The sequence below is a fragment of the Acidovorax sp. 210-6 genome, assembly GCF_010020825.1.
Classification (GTDB): Bacteria; Pseudomonadota; Gammaproteobacteria; order Burkholderiales; family Burkholderiaceae_C; genus Simplicispira; species Simplicispira sedimenti.
Window position 1 is genome coordinate 2326678 of record NZ_JAACJE010000001.1, and the last position, 15250, is coordinate 2341927.

Consider the following 15250-nt stretch of genomic DNA (forward strand, 5'->3'; position numbering starts at 1 on the left):
TATAGCATCACAAAACCACCGGCTCTGGCTCCAGCCGGATACCAAAGCGCTCATAGACGCTGGTCTGGATGGCGCGGGCCAGGGTCATGACCTCGCCGCCGGTCACACTGTCGGCGCCCTGCCCCCGGTTGACCAGCACCAGCGCCTGCTTTTCATACACACCGGCCTTGCCCACGGTTTTGCCCTTCCAGCCGCAGGCGTCAATCAGCCAGCCCGCCGCTAGTTTGATGCTGCCGTCGGGCATGGGGTAGTGCACGATCTTGGGATCGCGCGCGATGATGTCCTGGCACTGCTCTGGGGTGACGGTGGGGTTCTTGAAAAAGCTCCCGGCGTTGCCCAGTACGGCCGGGTCGGGCAGCTTGGCACTGCGGATGGCGCACACCCAGTCAAAAATCTGCTGCGCCGTGGGTTCGGCAATGCCCGTCTCCTGCCGTTTGCGCTCCAGATCCAGGTAGCCCAGCTCGGGGCGCCAGGCGCGCGGCAGGCGCAGACGCACGTGGGTGATGACGGCCCGCCCCGCCAACCCCATGCCACGCGGCAGTTGCTCGCCGCTGCCCGGCTGGGCCGGGGGGTGCTTGAAAACCGAATCGCGGTAGCCAAAGGCGCACTGCGCGGCATCGAGCGTGAAGGTCTGGCCCGTGGCCAGATCGAAGGCGGTCAGGGAATCAAAGCGGTCCTGCAGCTCCACCCCGTAAGCGCCGATGTTCTGCACCGGGGCGGCGCCCACCGTGCCGGGAATCAGCGCCAGGTTCTCCAGCCCCGGCCAACCCTGCTGCAGGGTCCAGGCCACCGTGCCATGCCAGGGCTCGCCCGCCGCCACTTCCACCACCCAGGCGTCGGGGGTTTCCTGCACCAGGCGGCGCCCACGCAGCTCCATCTTCAGCACCGTGGTTTTCACATCGCCCGTGAGCACCACATTGCTGCCCCCGCCCAGCACAAACACCGCCTCGCCCGCCCGCACGGCGGTGTGGTGCCAATCCACCAGATCCTGCAGGCTGCGCACGCGCACCAGGGTTTCGGCACGGGCCACGATGCCAAAGCTGTTGTAGGGCTGTAAAGAGACGTTTTTCTCGACTAACATTGCCTCCATTGTCGCACCCGCCTTTGCAGGCGGTGCTGCGTTGACTTTTCCTATTGCTGTTCTGCCATGCCGTCTTTTGATACCGTTTGTGAAGCCGATTTTGTCGAAGTGAAGAATGCCGTGGAGAACGCGGCCAAGGAGATCGGCACGCGTTTTGACTTCAAGGGCACGTCTGCCGCCGTCGAGCTCAAGGACAAGGAGATCACACTCTTTGGCGATGCCGAGTTCCAACTCACCCAGGTCGAGGATCTGCTGCGCAACAAGCTCACCAAGCGCAACGTGGACGTGCGCTTTCTCGACATCGGCAAGCCCCAGAAAGTTGGCGGCGACAAGGTCAAGCAGGTGGTCAAGGTGCGCAACGGCATCGACAGTGAGCTGGCCAAGAAGATCCAGCGTCTCGTCAAGGACAGCAAGATCAAGGTGCAGGCCGCCATCCAGGACGAAAAGGTGCGCGTCACCGGCGCCAAGCGCGACGACCTGCAGGCCGTGATGGCGCTGATCCGCAAGGAGATCGCCGACATGCCGCTGTCGTTCAACAACTTCCGCGACTGACAGCGCACCACCCCGGGAGCCCCTCCATGCCGCAGCGCCCTTCTCTTGTTCGGTCTGCCCTGCTGCTGGGGCTGGGCCTGTGGTGCAGTGCTGCGGCCCAGGCGGCCCCGGCCGTCTCGCTGGCTGGGGTGCTGGGCGGCAAGGCTCTGCTCGTGGTCGATGGAGCGCCGCCCAAGGGCGTGGCACCGGGCCAGACCCACCAGGGGGTGAAGGTGGTGTCGGTCAGCCGCGATGCCGTGGTCGTCGATATCAACGGCGCCAGCAGCACTTTGCGGCTGGGCGAGTCGCCGGTGAATGTAGGCGGCTCCGGCGCGGGCCGCCGCATCGTGCTCAAGGGCGACAGCCGGGGGCATTTCGTCAACCAGGGCATGATCAACGGGCGCATCATGCAGTTCATGGTGGATACCGGTGCCACCACCGTGTCCATCGGCCGCCCGGACGCCGAACGCATGGGTCTCAAATACCAGGGCGGCCAGGTGGTGAACATGAACACCGCCAACGGCGTGACCCAGGGCTGGCGCATGCGGCTGGACTCGGTCCGCATCGGCGATGTGGAAGTGCTCAACGTCGATGCCATCATCACCCCGCAGGCCATGCCCTACGTGCTGCTGGGCAACAGTTTTCTGGGTCAGTTCCAGATGACACGCACGAACGACCAAATGGTGCTGGAAAAGCGCTGATGCCTACCTCTGCCCCCCTGCGCCCCACCCACGACGACGAGTACGAGGACCTGCTCGGGCTTTGGGGCGATCTGGAGTCGGGCCTGTCGGTGCTGCTCTCGCGCCCGCAGGACGTGGTGGACTTTGGCGCCAAGGTGCGCCAGTTCGACCAATGGCTGCAAGACCTGGTGGCGCACGACATCGACAGTGCGCTGTACCTGATGTTCCAGCTCGCGGCCACGTCCACCGTGGGCTACAGCACATCGCATGCACTGGTATGCGGCACGCTGTGCCACATCATGGCGCGCGAGTTCGGGCTGCCCGTGACCGAGCGCAACGCGCTGGTGCGCGCGGCGCTGACCATGAACATCGCCATGACCCGCCTGCAGGACGAACTGGCCGCGCAGCGCGAGCAGCCCAGCCCAGCGCAAAAAGAGGCCATCAACGCGCACCCGCACCGATCACAGGATCTGTTGGTGCAACTGAACATCACCAACGGCCTGTGGCTGGACCTGGTGGGCCAGCACCATGAGCGGGTATCCGAGCGCGACCCCCTGCACAGCCTGAGCGAGGTGGACCGGCTGACGCGCATCCTGGGCACCATCGACCGCTATGCCGCCATGATCAGCCCGCGCAAGTCCCGCCCAGGGCGCAGCGCCACCGACTCGGTGCGCGCCTTGGTGGAAATGGACCAGCGCGACGAGGTCGGCCTGGTGTTGGTGCGTACCGTGGGCCTGTGCCCACCAGGCTCCTTCGTACGCCTGGACAACGGCGACATTGCCGTGGTACTGCGCCGCAGCGCCAAGCCCAACCTGCCCCTGGTGGCCAGCATCGTGGATCGCGGTGGCAAGCTGCTGACCGAACCCCGGCTGCACCAGACGATGGAAGGCAAGCCCCGCATCCAGTCGGCCCTGGCACGCAACGCGGTGACCGTGGAACTGAACCACCGCACCATGGTGCGCCTGGGTCTCTTTGCCGCCATGCCCGAACTAACGACCCAGCCCGCTGCGCTGTAACCCAGCGCTTCACTCAGTCCAGGTGCCCCCAGTAAATCAAGGCATCGCGCCCCTGTACCGACAGATCGACCTGGGCCCCCACAGGCAGCAATACTTTGGTAGGCACATGGCCATAGGGCAGGCCCGTGAGCACCGGAATGCTCAACTGGCTGCGCAGCCAGTCCACCACGGTCTGCAGCTTGAAGCCCTTGTCGTGCGGCGCCAGCCGGTAGTTGCTGAACTGGCCCAGCACCAGCGCCTTTTGCCGCGCCAGCACACCGGCATGCAGCAGTTGCGTGAGCATGCGCTCCACCCTGTAGGGGTGCTCGTTCACGTCCTCGACAAACAGAATGCCACCGTCCACCTGCGGAAAGTACGGCGTACCCACCAGCGCGCACAGCACGGCCAGGTTGCCCCCCCACAGGATGCTCGATGCAACCTCGAACTCGGGCAGCGGCGCTTCAGGCGTACCTGCGGCCCGCCGCTCCTTGGGCATGCGCCAGCCAGCGCCCTCGCCGTGGCCGGTGAGCAGGTCGTCAAAACAGGCTTCCATGATGTCGTCAGGCCCCTCCTGCACACCAAAGTCGGCGCCCAGCGCGGGGCCGGCCCAGGTCAGGGCGCCGGCCTGCGCCAGCACGGCACACTGCAGCGCGGTGAAGTCGCTGATGCCCACAAACTGCGTGCCCTTGTCCACCGCCCGTGCCACGGCAGCACAGTCGATGCCCGGCAGGATGCGCGTGAGGCCATAGCCTCCGCGTGAGATCAGCGCCACATCGGCGCCGCTGGCGGCTGCCCGGTGGATGGCGGCCAGGCGCGTGGCATCGTCGCCCGCAAAGCGGGTGTGCTGTGCCAGGGCGTCGGGGTCGATCTCCACCTCATGCCCCAGTGCCTGCAGGCGTTTGACACCCCGACGAAAGGCCGCCTTGTCGCGCACGGCGCTGGAGGGCGAATAGATGTAGATGTGCTTGGGGCCGTGGTCGTGGCCGCAGCCACAGGCGGCATGTTCGTGGTCGGAAGACAAGGCGTTCGGGCCCTGCGCGGGCCCGCTCCGTGGATGCTCAAAGGCGGAAGTATTCCACAGCCTCAGGCACATCCTCTAAACCACAGGCTCTGGCACCGCGAGTCAGATACCAGACAACACCGCATCCATGGCAGCGACCAAAGTACTGGCCTGCGTTGCCACGTTGTCTACCGAGCATCGCAACTGCTTGACTGGCAAAGGCGCCGCAAAGTGTGCCAACGCATGCAGACGCTGACCGTTGACGGTGATGACCGGACACAGTGCGGTCGGCACCTTGCCCGGAAAGTCGAGCACGGCCAGCGGCACGGTCAGTCGGGTAGCCAGCGCATCAAGCAAATCACTCTGGATTACGACCACGTAAGGGATGCCGCTGGCCCCACTGGCGCTGGGGTTGGGAAAAACGTCGTACTGGGCCATCGACAATTACCAAGGCCGCAGGTCGGCACCCGGAATACCCAGTGTGTCGACACGGGCGTTCTGGTTCGCCAGCCACTCGCCAAAATCGGCTTCAAACGCCTTCTTGCGCGCAGCGAGATCGGCCTTACCCACGCTGGAGCGCAGGGCTTGGTAGAGTTCGACGCTGAGAATCACGGTATCGAGGTGACCCGCCTTTTCCACAAAAACTGGTTCGCGCTTGGCTTGGGCGCAGAGGCTGCCAAAACGGTTTTTGGCTTCGGTGGCTGTAACGCGCATGACGAACTCCTTCAATAGTTGGCCATTTTAGCCATCGTTGTTGAAGTAGCACCCAGTGGGGTAGGTGATGCACCCCCAATGCCATGGTCAAAGCCGAAAATACTCCAAAGCCTGCTGCGCAATCGACGCGCCGTGCTCCTGCACGAAATGGCCTGCCTGCGGCAGCACCACCAGTTCGGGCGCGCCGCGCACGGTGTGTTGCAGGCGCTGCATCACCGGCACGCCCAGCACAGGGTCCCGTGCACCAGCAAAAAACAGGCTGCGGCCAGCCCAGGTGTTCTGCCAGAAATCGCGCGCAGCCTGGGAGAGCGCTGCGCCCGGCGCCTGGGGGTGATCGGGCACGAGGCGGGGGAAGGCACGCAGCGCAGCGCGGTGGCCCGCGTCGGGGAACGGCGCATCGTAGGCCGCGCACTCGGCCGCGCTCAGTTGCGGGTTGCCGCGCGCCTGCAAGCGGCCCACGCCGAACAAGGGCTTGTCGGCGCACATGGCGCGCCAATCCAGAAAGCCCTGCGAAAGCGGCTCCTCGCCAGTGGCCAGCAGTGTGTTCATGGCCAGCAGGCCGACAAAGCGCTCAGGCATCTCCATGGGCAGCGTCAGGCCCAGGATGCCACCCCAATCCTGCACCACCAACACCACGTTGTGCAGGTCCAGCCGCTCCACCAGCTCCAGCAGCACCTGGCGGTGCCCGTCAAAGCTGTGGGCACGTTCCTTCTTGGGCTTGTCGCTCTTGCCATAGCCGATCAGGTCGGGGGCAACGACGCGGTGGCCGGCCTGCACAAAGACCGGCAGCATGTGCCGGTACAGGTAGCTCCAGGCCGGGTTGCCGTGCAGGCACAGCCAGGTGATGGGCGCATCGCGCGGGCCTTCGTCGAGGTAGTGCAGGCGCCAACCCGCCAGCGCGGGCAGGTCGCTCACGTAGTGTGGTGCCCAGGGGTAGCCGGGCAGGTCGGCAAAGCGCGCCTCGGGCGTGCGCAGCGCATCGTCGCGCAGTGGGTGGGCGGCCAGCGCCTGGCTGCGCTGTTGCTGGCGGCGGGTGCGGAAGAACTGGGCCAGCAGCGCCCCGCATTCCTGGGCCAGCACCCCGCCCTGCACCTGGGTGTGGTGGTTGAGCAAGGGCTGGGCAAACAGATCCACCACCGATCCGGCCGCGCCGGTCTTGGGGTCTGCGGCGCCGTACACCACGCGCGGCAGCCGCGCGTGCAGGAGCGCACCGCTGCACATGGCACAGGGCTCCAGCGTCACATAGAGCGTGCAGTCCTCCAGCCGGTAGTTGCCCAACTGCTGCGCCGCCGCCCGCAGAGCGAGGATTTCGGCATGGGCTGTGGGGTCGTGCCCTGCCACCGGGGCGTTGCGGCCAGTGGCAATCAGCTGGTCGCCACGCACCAGCACAGCGCCCACAGGCACCTCGCCTGCTTGCGCTGCAGCTTGCGCCTGCGCCAGAGCCAGGCGCATCCAGTGCTCATCTTGCACAAGGTTCATTGCTATTATTTTGATAGCTGCTTGCGCTTATTTTATAAGCGCCAGAAGCCAATTTTTTCAATATTCGACCGACGCTGGGCGTGCCTGCTGCATGGCCTGGTCGAGCGCCTTGCGGTACTGCTCCTGCACCTGCTGGGCCTGCGCAGGTGTGGTCACTGTGGTGGGCATGTCCGGCAGCGGCGCCACAGGTGCCACGGCGGGAGGCGGCAGGGTTTTGCGCGTGAGCAGTGCCACCACGGCCAGCACCACCAGCAATGAAATGAGCCCCAGGGCTGCTCGCATGTCACTCCTCCTGTGCGGGCACCATGCCCAGCGTTTCCATCCATTGCGCCAAAGCCTGCGCATCCGGCCCACCCTGGCGGTAGGCGGCATGCAGGGCGGCGTGCGACTCCTTGCGGTGCTGGTTGAGCTTGAGCTTGCATTGCAACCCGGTCACATGCAGTTCAAAGGCCACGATGCCCGCCATCATCTTGTGTGCAAACGCCTCACCCAGGGCACGCCACTGCGCGGCATACGGGGGTTCGTGATCGCCGATCAGGGCCTTGAGCAGGGCATCTTTGGCCGTGGGCTCCTCCACCATCTCAGCGCGCACCCGGCAGTGCACCGCCAGGTAGTTCCAGCTGGGCACACGCTGAAGGTCAGGGTACACAGCGGGTGAAAGGTAGGCGTGCGGCCCCAGAAAAGCCACCAGCGCCTCGGGGCGCTGTTGCAGATAGCGCCAGTGCGGATTGCCACGCGCGCAATGGCCCAGCAGCACACGCTGATCGCCGCGCACCTGCAAGTGCAGGGGAAGATGGGTGATGAAGGGAAAGCCCTCGTCGTCGGTGGAGACCAGGCTGGCCAGCGGGTGTGCCCGCATCAATGCATCGGCATGCGCGCCGTCGGGGCTTTGGAATTGGGCAGGCAGGTACATGATGGAGTCCGCGTCGGGCCTCCACTGTACCTCTGCAAGACAGTGCCCGATCAGCCCAGAACGTCTTTGAGCGCTGCGTCGTACTGGTTGGTCAGCTTCTCCAGCACTTCCACCAGACGCTCACTGGTGGTGGCCACCGTTTCCAAGCCCTTGTCGTCGGGCTTGCGCAGGATGGCCGTTTCAAAAAAGAGCCATTGGGCCTGGCCCAGTTCCAGTTCATTGCGGATGGCAGGCGTGCTGATTGGCGCTGCCTTGAGGGTTTCAAATCCCTTCTTGAATTCAGCGACGTCAGCTTTCATCTGATCCTGCAAACCCTTGCCGTCCAGTTTGGCCGCAGTCAAAAAGTAATCTCGGGCAATCCGTTGGGACAATGCGCGCTGACGACCTGCCACGTTGATCAGTTTGGCCGAGCCGACCTTTGCCACCTTTTCAAAGACCTCTGCCGTCGCATTGGTCGCAGCCATCACCTTGTCTGACTGCATCGTCACCGCAGATACGGTCTCTCGGGTCGGGGGAAGCACCGCCATGGCATCGGAAGCCTCGGCCAGCTTCTTGATGTCAGCAATACGGCTTGCCAACTCAGCAGGCAGCGGTGCCGTGGACAACTCGTCAAACCCTTTGCGCACCTGCTGACGCACATCCAGCAAGACCTTGTTGGAAAACTCCGGCAGCACGCCCAGCAGGATCTGGCAATAGGATTTGGCCAGTCGCTGCGACAGAACCCGGTTACGCACCGTGCGGTTGAAGGCCGTGGACAACGCCAGCTGCGCCTGCGCCTGGCCCATCATGGGAGTCAGCGCCAGAATGGTGGCCGACTGAAGGACCATGCGCCGGGACAGACCGCCGACAGCGCTGCATTCAATAGTTTTCATATATAGCCACCATTAAAAAACGAACGTATTGTGCAGTACAAACCCTAGTGAAATTCTTGATTCACGTCAGTTTCTCTCATCGTATTGCGAATCTTTTCGGTCATTGCATCTGGCCTGGGAACCTCAGGGTAAATACTGCAAAATCCCCCCATGTCTGAACGCGTCATCCCCTTGGTGGATCAGCGAACCGCAGCCTTGGCAGCCCGGATACCCGCTATGCCCGTTGCGCCTACCGGCCTGCTGACCGATGCGCGGGGCCGCCCCCTGCGTGACCTGCGCATCAGCGTGACCGATCGGTGCAACTTCCGCTGCAACTACTGTATGCCCAAGGAAGTGTTCGACAAAGGCTACCCATACCTTCCCCACAGCGACCTGCTGAGCTTTGAAGAAATCACGCGCCTGACCTCCGTTTTCCTGGGCCATGGCGTGCGCAAGATCCGGCTCACGGGGGGCGAACCGCTGTTGCGTCGCAACATCGAGGCGCTGATTGCGCAGCTCGCCGCCCTGCGCACAGTGGACGGCAACCCGCCTGAAATCACGCTCACCACCAACGGCTCCCTGCTCGCCCGCAAGGCCCGCGCGCTGCGCGAGGCGGGCCTTCAGCGTGTGACGGTGAGTCTGGATGGTTTGGACGACGCCGTGTTCCAGCGCATGAACGATGTGGGCTTCCCGGTGGCCGATGTGCTGGAGGGCATTGATGCTGCGCGCCACGCAGGCCTGCACCCTGTCAAGGTCAACATGGTGGTCAAGCGTGGCACCAACGAGCACGAAATCCTGCCCATGGCCAAACACTTCAGAGGCACAGGCGTCATCCTGCGCTTCATCGAGTACATGGACGTGGGCGCCACCAATGGCTGGCGCATGGACGAGGTGCTGCCGTCGCACGAACTCATCCGTCGCCTGCGCGCCGAACTCCCGCTGGTGCCGCTGGAGCCCAGCGCACCGGGTGAAACCGCTGAACGCTGGGGCTACGCCGACGCCCACGGCCAGCACGACCCTGCGCTGGGCGAGGTGGGCGTCATCAGCAGCGTGACCCAGGCCTTTTGCGGCGACTGCAACCGCGCCCGCCTCTCGACCGAGGGGCGCCTCTACCTGTGCCTGTTTGCCGACAACGGCTACGACCTGCGCGGTCTGCTGCGTGCGGGTGCCAGCGACCAGGATCTGGCCAGCGCACTGGGCGCCATCTGGCAGGGCCGCAGCGACCGCTATTCGGAGTTGCGTGCCAGCCTGGCACCCGACCTTGGCCAGGCCAAACGGCGCATAGAAATGAGCTACATCGGTGGCTGAGCACTGCGCATGATCACCCCCGACAACATCACGGGCCTGGTGCTCGCTGGTGGGCGGGGCTTGCGCATGGGTGGCACCGACAAGGGCCTGCAGGTGCTGGCCGGCAAGCCCCTGGCATTGCATGCGCTGGAGCGGCTGCGCCCCCAGGTGGGCGCCCTGCTGGTCAATGCCAACCGCAACACTGCGGCCTATTCCACTTTTGGTGTACCGGTGTGCCCCGACACGGTGGAGGGATTTGCCGGACCGCTGGCCGGCTTTCTGGCCGGGCTGGCGCAATGCCGTACGCCCTGGCTGCTCACCGTGCCTTGCGACAGCCCACGCTTTCCCACCGATCTGGCGACACGCCTGGCCGCCGCTGCCCTGTCCCAGGATGCGGAGATCGCCATCGCACTGGCCACCGACCACGAAGCACCCGACGCGGCCCTGCGCCCCCAGCCCGTGTTCTGCCTGCTGCGCTCCAGCCTGCAGGACAGCCTGCAGCGCTTTGTCGCCGAAGGGGGCCGCAAGGTTGGTGCATGGACGGCGCTGCACCGCTGCGCCACCGTGCCATTCAACCAACCCGGTGATGACCCACACGCGTTCTTCAACGCCAACACACTGGATGAACTGCGCCTGCTGAGCCAAGCGCAGGGAGATGCAGGCAACAGGCACAGGCCTGGCCATTGACTCGCCCTCTGTCCACTGGGTCCGGCGCAGCCAAAGGTCGCCGCGCCGATGAAACCGCACATTGTTTGATTTAACCCCAGAGTCTTGCCTATGACCCAACCGTCTTTCGACCTAGAATGACCATTTTTAAAATGTGGTTTATTGCTATGGTCAGACGTGTTCACATGGTTTTGGCAATGGCCTTGGTGGCCTGCACAGCGTGGCAACCAGCATCCGCCCAATCCGCCCGGGCCCGAGCGACCGCCAAGGTGGATCTCGATAGCCGTTTCGCCGAAGTCCAGGCCCAGCCCAAGTTGGCCGACGATCTTTACAAACTGGGTCGCAAAGTGGCCGCCGTGTGTGCCAATTGCCATGGTGACGGCGGCAACAGCACCAAACCCTCCGTGCCCAACCTCGCCGGGCAGAACCCCGCCTACCTCTTGGAGCAACTGCGCCAGTTCGCCGATGGCCGACGCCGCAACGAGTTCATGGAAGGCATGATCCGGGCCATGAATGCCGACGAGAAGATCGGCATGGTGCTGTACTACTCGGCCCAGGAGGTGACCCACAAGCCTGCGGCCAACGCGGAGATGGCCGCCAAGGGCCAGGGCATTTTCAGCAAGAACTGCTTCCGGTGCCACGGCGATGCCGGGCGGGGCAGCGACCAGATTGCGCGCATTGCTGGCCAGCAACCCGACTACCTGAGTCTGACCCTCAAACGCTACCGTGACGGTGCCGAGGTTCGCGCCAACTCCATCATGACGCCCAATACCAAGCACCTGACCAACGCCGACATCGACGCCGTGGTGGCCTACGTGTCGTCGATGCCCTGAGACACAGCGGCGCCCTTGGCGGTGGGAGACAATCACCGCATGGATTCACGGCATCTTCCTCTTCTTCGACTTGCTGGGCTGGTGTTGGTCATCGCCGGTCTGGTCGATATCGCAGCCCTGGCCTACAGCCTCAGCCAGGGCACCAACTACCCCGCAGGATGGGGCCTGTTCGCCTTGGCAAGCGGCGCGCTGGTGTTTCGGGGCAGCCTGCTCGCGGCGTTCGTGGTGCGCTGGGTGGCCTGCCTTGCACTTGCGGCCAGCACGGCATTGCTCCTGGGCATGCCCATGATGCAGCCCTTCAGCCTCACCTTCACGCAGCTGCGCCTGAACCAAGGCCCAGACCTGGACTCGGTGGCCATCACAGCCGCAGTGCTGGCGCTGCTGGCCTGGCTGGTGTGGCAGCTGGGGCGCGCGCCCATCCGTGCCGCACGCCACAGTGCAGGCCTGCCGCAGCGCTCCATGCTCGTCCCCGTGCTGGCCGGCGTGGCCATGGTCATGGTGCTGGCCGTTTTCCTGGTCACCATGCGGATCGGCACCACGGCCAACAACGCCAAGATCCTGGCCGAGCAGAAGGTGGGGCCAGGCTACCGCTTCCATATCAGCTCATTGCGCAGCAGCCAGGGCGACAATGGCAAGTCGGTGGTTGGAGTGGTCATCGCCTGGAAGGAAGATGACATCCAGCGCATCCCCGTGCACTGGCTGGAGTGAAAAGGGTCAACAGGCCACGATGCGGCACGCCTTGCCGCTGCGCCCCCTGGGCACACTGTGGCCCAGCTCGGTACGCACCTGGATGGGCGCCAGCCCCTGGCTGGCGGCGTAGCCTTTGAGCGCCGCACGGCAGCGCGCCGCAGCGGCCCGCCCCTCTTCGCCGCGCAGGGGCAGGCGCAGCAACAGCGTGCTGGCATCGATCTGACGCAGGTGAAAGTCGAACACGCCCGCGCCCTCCTCCAGCACCGTGCTCAGCGCCAAGGGCAGCAGCGTGGCCGTGCCGCCATCGCTGCGGACCATGCGCAGCGGGTCGTCCTGGCGGCCACGCACCTCGATCACCGGCAAGGGGGATCCGCAGGCACAGGATTCGCCCCGCAGCACCACCTGGTCAGCCAACTCGTAGCGAATGAGCGGCTGCACCTGGTTGGCCAGGCTGGTCAGCAACACGCTGCAGGCAGGCTCGCCCGGTGGCACGGGGCGGTGCTTTTCGTCCACCGGCTCCAGGATGACCCAGTCGGCGTTGAGGTGCATGTGCCCATGCACGCATTCCCAGCCCATGGCCAGAAACTCCGAGGCCCCGTAGCTGTTGCGCAGCACCCCACCCAGCCCCTGCAGAATGTGCGCGCGCACCGCCGGGCTGAGGGTTTCACCACCGGTCCAGATCTCGCGCGGCGCAATGTGCAGGCGCCCCTCCAGCGCCTCTTGCGCGAGCAAGGCCGCTGCTGTGGGGTAGGTGATGAGCACCGTGGGCGCAAAGGCATTGAGCCCATCCACCAGTTGCGCCGTGGGGACCTGGATGGAAAAGCTGCGCGTGGTGGCCGCTATCCAGGGGTTGATGCTGCGCAGGCGCTGCAGCGACACCATGCTGGCGAAATGCCCGCCCGTCGCGCCCACAAAGGCATGGCGCTCGGACAGGTGCAGCGGGTCCATCCAGTGTGCCAGCGGGCGCGGCTGGCAACGGCGCAAGGCTTCCAGCGCGTCGTACACGGCCATGGCATGGCCATCCTGCACAAAAATGCCCGGCATCCCGGCAGTGCCCGAACTCTCCCACACCATGTAACGGCCCAGCCAGGGCTCGGCAATGCGCTCGGGGTCGGCGGTGAGTTCGCGCAGCTCGTCAAGATGCAAGCGCGGGTCGGTCACCCAGTCATCGAAGCGCTCCATGAGCTGACCGCGCGTGACCACCGGCAGATCCTGCAGCTGCGTACTGGCGCTGGCCCGGGTGCCCAGGTGCTCCTGGTAAAAACGCGACCCACGCAGCGCGTTGTCCAACATCTGGGCCAGCCGGTTGCGCTGACGTTGGGCAATGCCGACGCGGCCACTGCGCTGTGCCGCCACCACGTCCATCGAAATCAGCGACAAGCGCAGCAGGTCAAACACCGGCGTCATGCGCTGGCCTTTGCACCTGCGGCGCAGGAAGGCCGCAGCGTGCCAACGGGGGGAGGAATCGGCAGGGGCATCGGCGGAAGTGCTCCAAGGAAATGCAGGCGCCATTTCGGGGCGCGGCGCCATGAACCCACCCATGACCACCACGACCCATCCTGCATCATAGAAAGCATGGCCCTTGGCAGCAATGGATGTCCTGCGGTTCCGCGCGGTCGTCATTGACCTGTGTCACGGACAGGTCGGTGTCGCGGCGCACAATGGATGATGTCCTCTCCAGGAGACCCCATGCCCCGCAAGCCCTCCTCCGCCCCTGCATCCACGCCCCCTCAGGCACCGCACCGCGCTGCTCGCGCTCCCCGCCCGGCAGAGACACCCACCCAGAAGCTCGACCGCCTGGCGCAGGCCGCCGCAGCACCACTGACCGGTGGGCTCTCGCCGGTGTCGCTGGGGCTGGCCGCTGCCGACTGGGCCTGGCACCTGGCCCTCTCGCCGGGGCGCCGACTGGAGCTGGCGGCACTGGCCCTGCAGTTGGGACGCCAGCACCTGGCGGAAGGCTGGGCACCGGGCGACGAATCCCCTCCCCCCGATGAAGACCCGCGCTTTCGGCACGAGGCCTGGGCACAGTGGCCCTACCGCCAGTGGCGCGCGGGCTTTCGCGCTGCCGAGACCTTCTGGAGCGAAGCCACGCAAGTGCCCGGCATGACCACGCACCACGCCCAGCTCACCCACTTCTTTGCCCGCCAGTGGCTGGACATGCTGGCCCCCGCCAACTGGCCCGCCACCAACCCCCTGGTGCACCAAGACCTGTGGCACAACGGCGGTGCCCACCTGCGCCAGGGCCTGCAGAACTGGCTTGCCGACGCCACCGGCACGCCCGACGACAACGCGCCGCCGCAGCGCTTTCGCGTGGGACACGACGTGGCCGTCACTCCCGGCAAGGTGGTCTACCGCAACGCGCTGATCGAGCTGATCCGCTACACACCGCAATCCGCCAAGGTGCACCCCGAGCCCGTGCTCATCGTGCCGTCGTGGATCATGAAGTACTACATCCTCGACCTGTCGCCACACAACTCCATGGTGCGCTACCTGGTGCAGCAGGGGCATACGGTGTACATGCTGTCCTGGCGCAACCCGGACGCACGCGATGCCGAACTCACCATGGACGACTACCTGCGCCTGGGCGTGCTCGATGCCCTGCAGGCCGTGGGCGTACAGCACGGCGCCGATACGCCCGTACACGCCATGGGCTACTGCCTGGGCGGCACGCTGCTGGCCATCGCCGCCGCTGCACTGGCCAGGCCCCAGGGCGTGGCCGGACAAGACCAGTTGCCGCCGTTGCGGAGCCTCTCGCTGCTGGCCGCGCAGACCGATTTCTCCGAGCCCGGCGAGCTGGGCCTGTTCATCGACGAGGGCCAGATCGACTGGCTGGACCACACCACCCGCGGCCAGGGCTACCTGTCGGGCAAACAAATGGCGGGTTCCTTCGAGTTTCTGCACTCGCGCGACCTGGTGTGGGCGCGGCGCATGCGCGAATACCTGCTGGGCGAGCGCGACCAGCCCAACGACCTGATGGCCTGGAACGCCGACACCACACGCATGCCCGCGCGCATGCACCACGAATACCTGACCGACCTGTACCTGAACAACGCCCTGGCGCGCGGCAGCTACCGCGTGGAAGGCCGCCCTGTGTCGCTGGACGACCTGCACCTGCCCGTGTTTGTGGTGGGCACGCAGCGTGACCATGTCTCGCCCTGGACATCGGTGTACAAGCTGCACCACCTGTGCGACGCCGAGATCACCTTTGCACTGACCAACGGCGGACACAACGCAGGCATCATCTCCGAACCCGGCCACGCCGGCCGCCACTACCAATGGGCCACCCGTCCCGCGAACGGCCCCTGGACCGAAGCGGCGGACTGGGCCGCCAGCGCGCCACGGCACGAGGGTTCCTGGTGGAGCGCCTGGCAGGCCTGGCTGGCCGCCCGCTCCTCGGCACCGCAACCCGCAGCCCAAATACCCAAGGCCAGCGTGCTGTGCGACGCACCAGGCACCTATGTGCTGCAACGCTACCGCGAGAAAAATTAGATCAAATCAGCCCACAGGGCAATAAATACGGGCGCAAGCAG

General features: G+C 65.5%; 17 protein-coding genes. 8 read left to right on the plus strand and 9 right to left on the minus strand.

Annotation, left to right across the window (positions count from 1 at the left end; genetic code table 11):
* Nucleotides 1–7 precede the first annotated feature (7 nt).
* Nucleotides 8–1081 (minus strand): UDP-N-acetylmuramate dehydrogenase, encoded by a 1074-nt coding sequence (murB, locus tag GWK50_RS10680; protein ID WP_162016493.1) that lies wholly within the window; start codon nucleotides 1079–1081, stop codon nucleotides 8–10.
* Nucleotides 1082–1147: 66 nt separating this feature from the next.
* Between murB and GWK50_RS10685 the strand changes: the two genes are divergently transcribed.
* From GWK50_RS10685 to GWK50_RS10695, 3 genes are read left to right on the plus strand one after another with little or no spacing between them, the layout of a single operon-like run.
* Nucleotides 1148–1633 (plus strand): YajQ family cyclic di-GMP-binding protein, encoded by a 486-nt coding sequence (locus tag GWK50_RS10685; protein WP_162016494.1) that lies wholly within the window; start codon nucleotides 1148–1150, stop codon nucleotides 1631–1633.
* 26 nt (nucleotides 1634–1659) lie between these two features.
* The gene (locus tag GWK50_RS10690) at nucleotides 1660–2313 is read left to right on the plus strand and encodes a TIGR02281 family clan AA aspartic protease (RefSeq protein ID WP_162016495.1); all 654 of its coding nucleotides are present in this window, start codon (nucleotides 1660–1662) and stop codon (nucleotides 2311–2313) included.
* Complete coding sequence (locus tag GWK50_RS10695; RefSeq protein WP_162016496.1) at nucleotides 2313–3308, plus strand: HD domain-containing phosphohydrolase; 996 nt, start codon at nucleotides 2313–2315, stop codon at nucleotides 3306–3308. Before GWK50_RS10690 ends, GWK50_RS10695 begins: the two co-directional genes overlap by 1 nt.
* Before the next feature lie 13 nt (nucleotides 3309–3321).
* On the opposite strand, the gene GWK50_RS10700 is transcribed toward GWK50_RS10695, so the two are convergent.
* The 7 genes from GWK50_RS10700 to GWK50_RS10730 all read right to left on the minus strand — a co-directional run bounded on the left by GWK50_RS10700 (nucleotide 3322) and on the right by GWK50_RS10730 (nucleotide 8265).
* Nucleotides 3322–4308, minus strand: a complete 987-nt coding sequence (locus GWK50_RS10700) for an LD-carboxypeptidase (RefSeq protein WP_242455351.1) — start codon at nucleotides 4306–4308, stop codon at nucleotides 3322–3324.
* Between the two features lie 102 nt (nucleotides 4309–4410).
* Nucleotides 4411–4725: a CcdB family protein gene (locus tag GWK50_RS10705; protein WP_162016498.1), complete on the minus strand. Its 315-nt coding sequence runs from the start codon at nucleotides 4723–4725 to the stop codon at nucleotides 4411–4413.
* Nucleotides 4726–4731: 6 nt separating this feature from the next.
* Nucleotides 4732–5016, minus strand: coding sequence for a type II toxin-antitoxin system Phd/YefM family antitoxin (locus tag GWK50_RS10710; protein ID WP_242455352.1), 285 nt, complete (start codon nucleotides 5014–5016; stop codon nucleotides 4732–4734).
* A gap of 72 nt (nucleotides 5017–5088) precedes the next feature.
* Nucleotides 5089–6480, minus strand: coding sequence for a tRNA adenosine(34) deaminase TadA (gene tadA, locus GWK50_RS10715; RefSeq protein ID WP_162016499.1), 1392 nt, complete (start codon nucleotides 6478–6480; stop codon nucleotides 5089–5091).
* Between the two features lie 57 nt (nucleotides 6481–6537).
* On the minus strand, nucleotides 6538–6762 hold the full coding sequence (locus tag GWK50_RS10720; protein WP_162016500.1) for a hypothetical protein: 225 nt from the start codon (nucleotides 6760–6762) through the stop codon (nucleotides 6538–6540).
* Between the two features lies 1 nt (nucleotide 6763).
* Nucleotides 6764–7393: an FMN-binding negative transcriptional regulator gene (locus GWK50_RS10725; protein WP_162016501.1), complete on the minus strand. Its 630-nt coding sequence runs from the start codon at nucleotides 7391–7393 to the stop codon at nucleotides 6764–6766.
* A gap of 50 nt (nucleotides 7394–7443) precedes the next feature.
* Nucleotides 7444–8265 (minus strand): type IV pili methyl-accepting chemotaxis transducer N-terminal domain-containing protein, encoded by an 822-nt coding sequence (locus GWK50_RS10730; RefSeq protein WP_162016502.1) that lies wholly within the window; start codon nucleotides 8263–8265, stop codon nucleotides 7444–7446.
* A gap of 150 nt (nucleotides 8266–8415) precedes the next feature.
* On the opposite strand from GWK50_RS10730, the gene moaA reads away from it, so the two are divergent.
* The 4 genes from moaA (at nucleotide 8416) to GWK50_RS10750 (ending at nucleotide 11738) form a co-directional block, all read left to right on the plus strand.
* Nucleotides 8416–9552 carry a GTP 3',8-cyclase MoaA gene (moaA, locus tag GWK50_RS10735; protein ID WP_162016503.1) on the plus strand — a complete coding sequence of 379 codons (1137 nt, stop codon included), beginning with the start codon at nucleotides 8416–8418 and terminating at the stop codon, nucleotides 9550–9552.
* A 9-nt stretch (nucleotides 9553–9561) separates the two neighbouring features.
* The gene (gene mobA / locus GWK50_RS10740; RefSeq protein ID WP_162016504.1) at nucleotides 9562–10218 is read left to right on the plus strand and encodes a molybdenum cofactor guanylyltransferase MobA; all 657 of its coding nucleotides are present in this window, start codon (nucleotides 9562–9564) and stop codon (nucleotides 10216–10218) included.
* A gap of 248 nt (nucleotides 10219–10466) precedes the next feature.
* A complete protein-coding gene (locus GWK50_RS10745) occupies nucleotides 10467–11030 on the plus strand; it encodes a c-type cytochrome (RefSeq protein WP_242455353.1) in 564 nt (187 codons plus the stop codon).
* A gap of 39 nt (nucleotides 11031–11069) precedes the next feature.
* A complete protein-coding gene (locus GWK50_RS10750; RefSeq protein ID WP_162016506.1) occupies nucleotides 11070–11738 on the plus strand; it encodes a hypothetical protein in 669 nt (222 codons plus the stop codon).
* Nucleotides 11739–11744: 6 nt separating this feature from the next.
* Here GWK50_RS10750 and GWK50_RS10755 read toward each other — a convergent pair whose 3' ends face one another.
* Nucleotides 11745–13127, minus strand: a complete 1383-nt coding sequence (locus GWK50_RS10755) for a phenylacetate--CoA ligase family protein (RefSeq protein WP_162016507.1) — start codon at nucleotides 13125–13127, stop codon at nucleotides 11745–11747.
* 282 nt (nucleotides 13128–13409) lie between these two features.
* Between GWK50_RS10755 and GWK50_RS10760 the strand changes: the two genes are divergently transcribed.
* On the plus strand, nucleotides 13410–15209 hold the full coding sequence (locus GWK50_RS10760) for an alpha/beta fold hydrolase (RefSeq protein WP_162016508.1): 1800 nt from the start codon (nucleotides 13410–13412) through the stop codon (nucleotides 15207–15209).
* Nucleotides 15210–15250 lie beyond the last annotated feature (41 nt).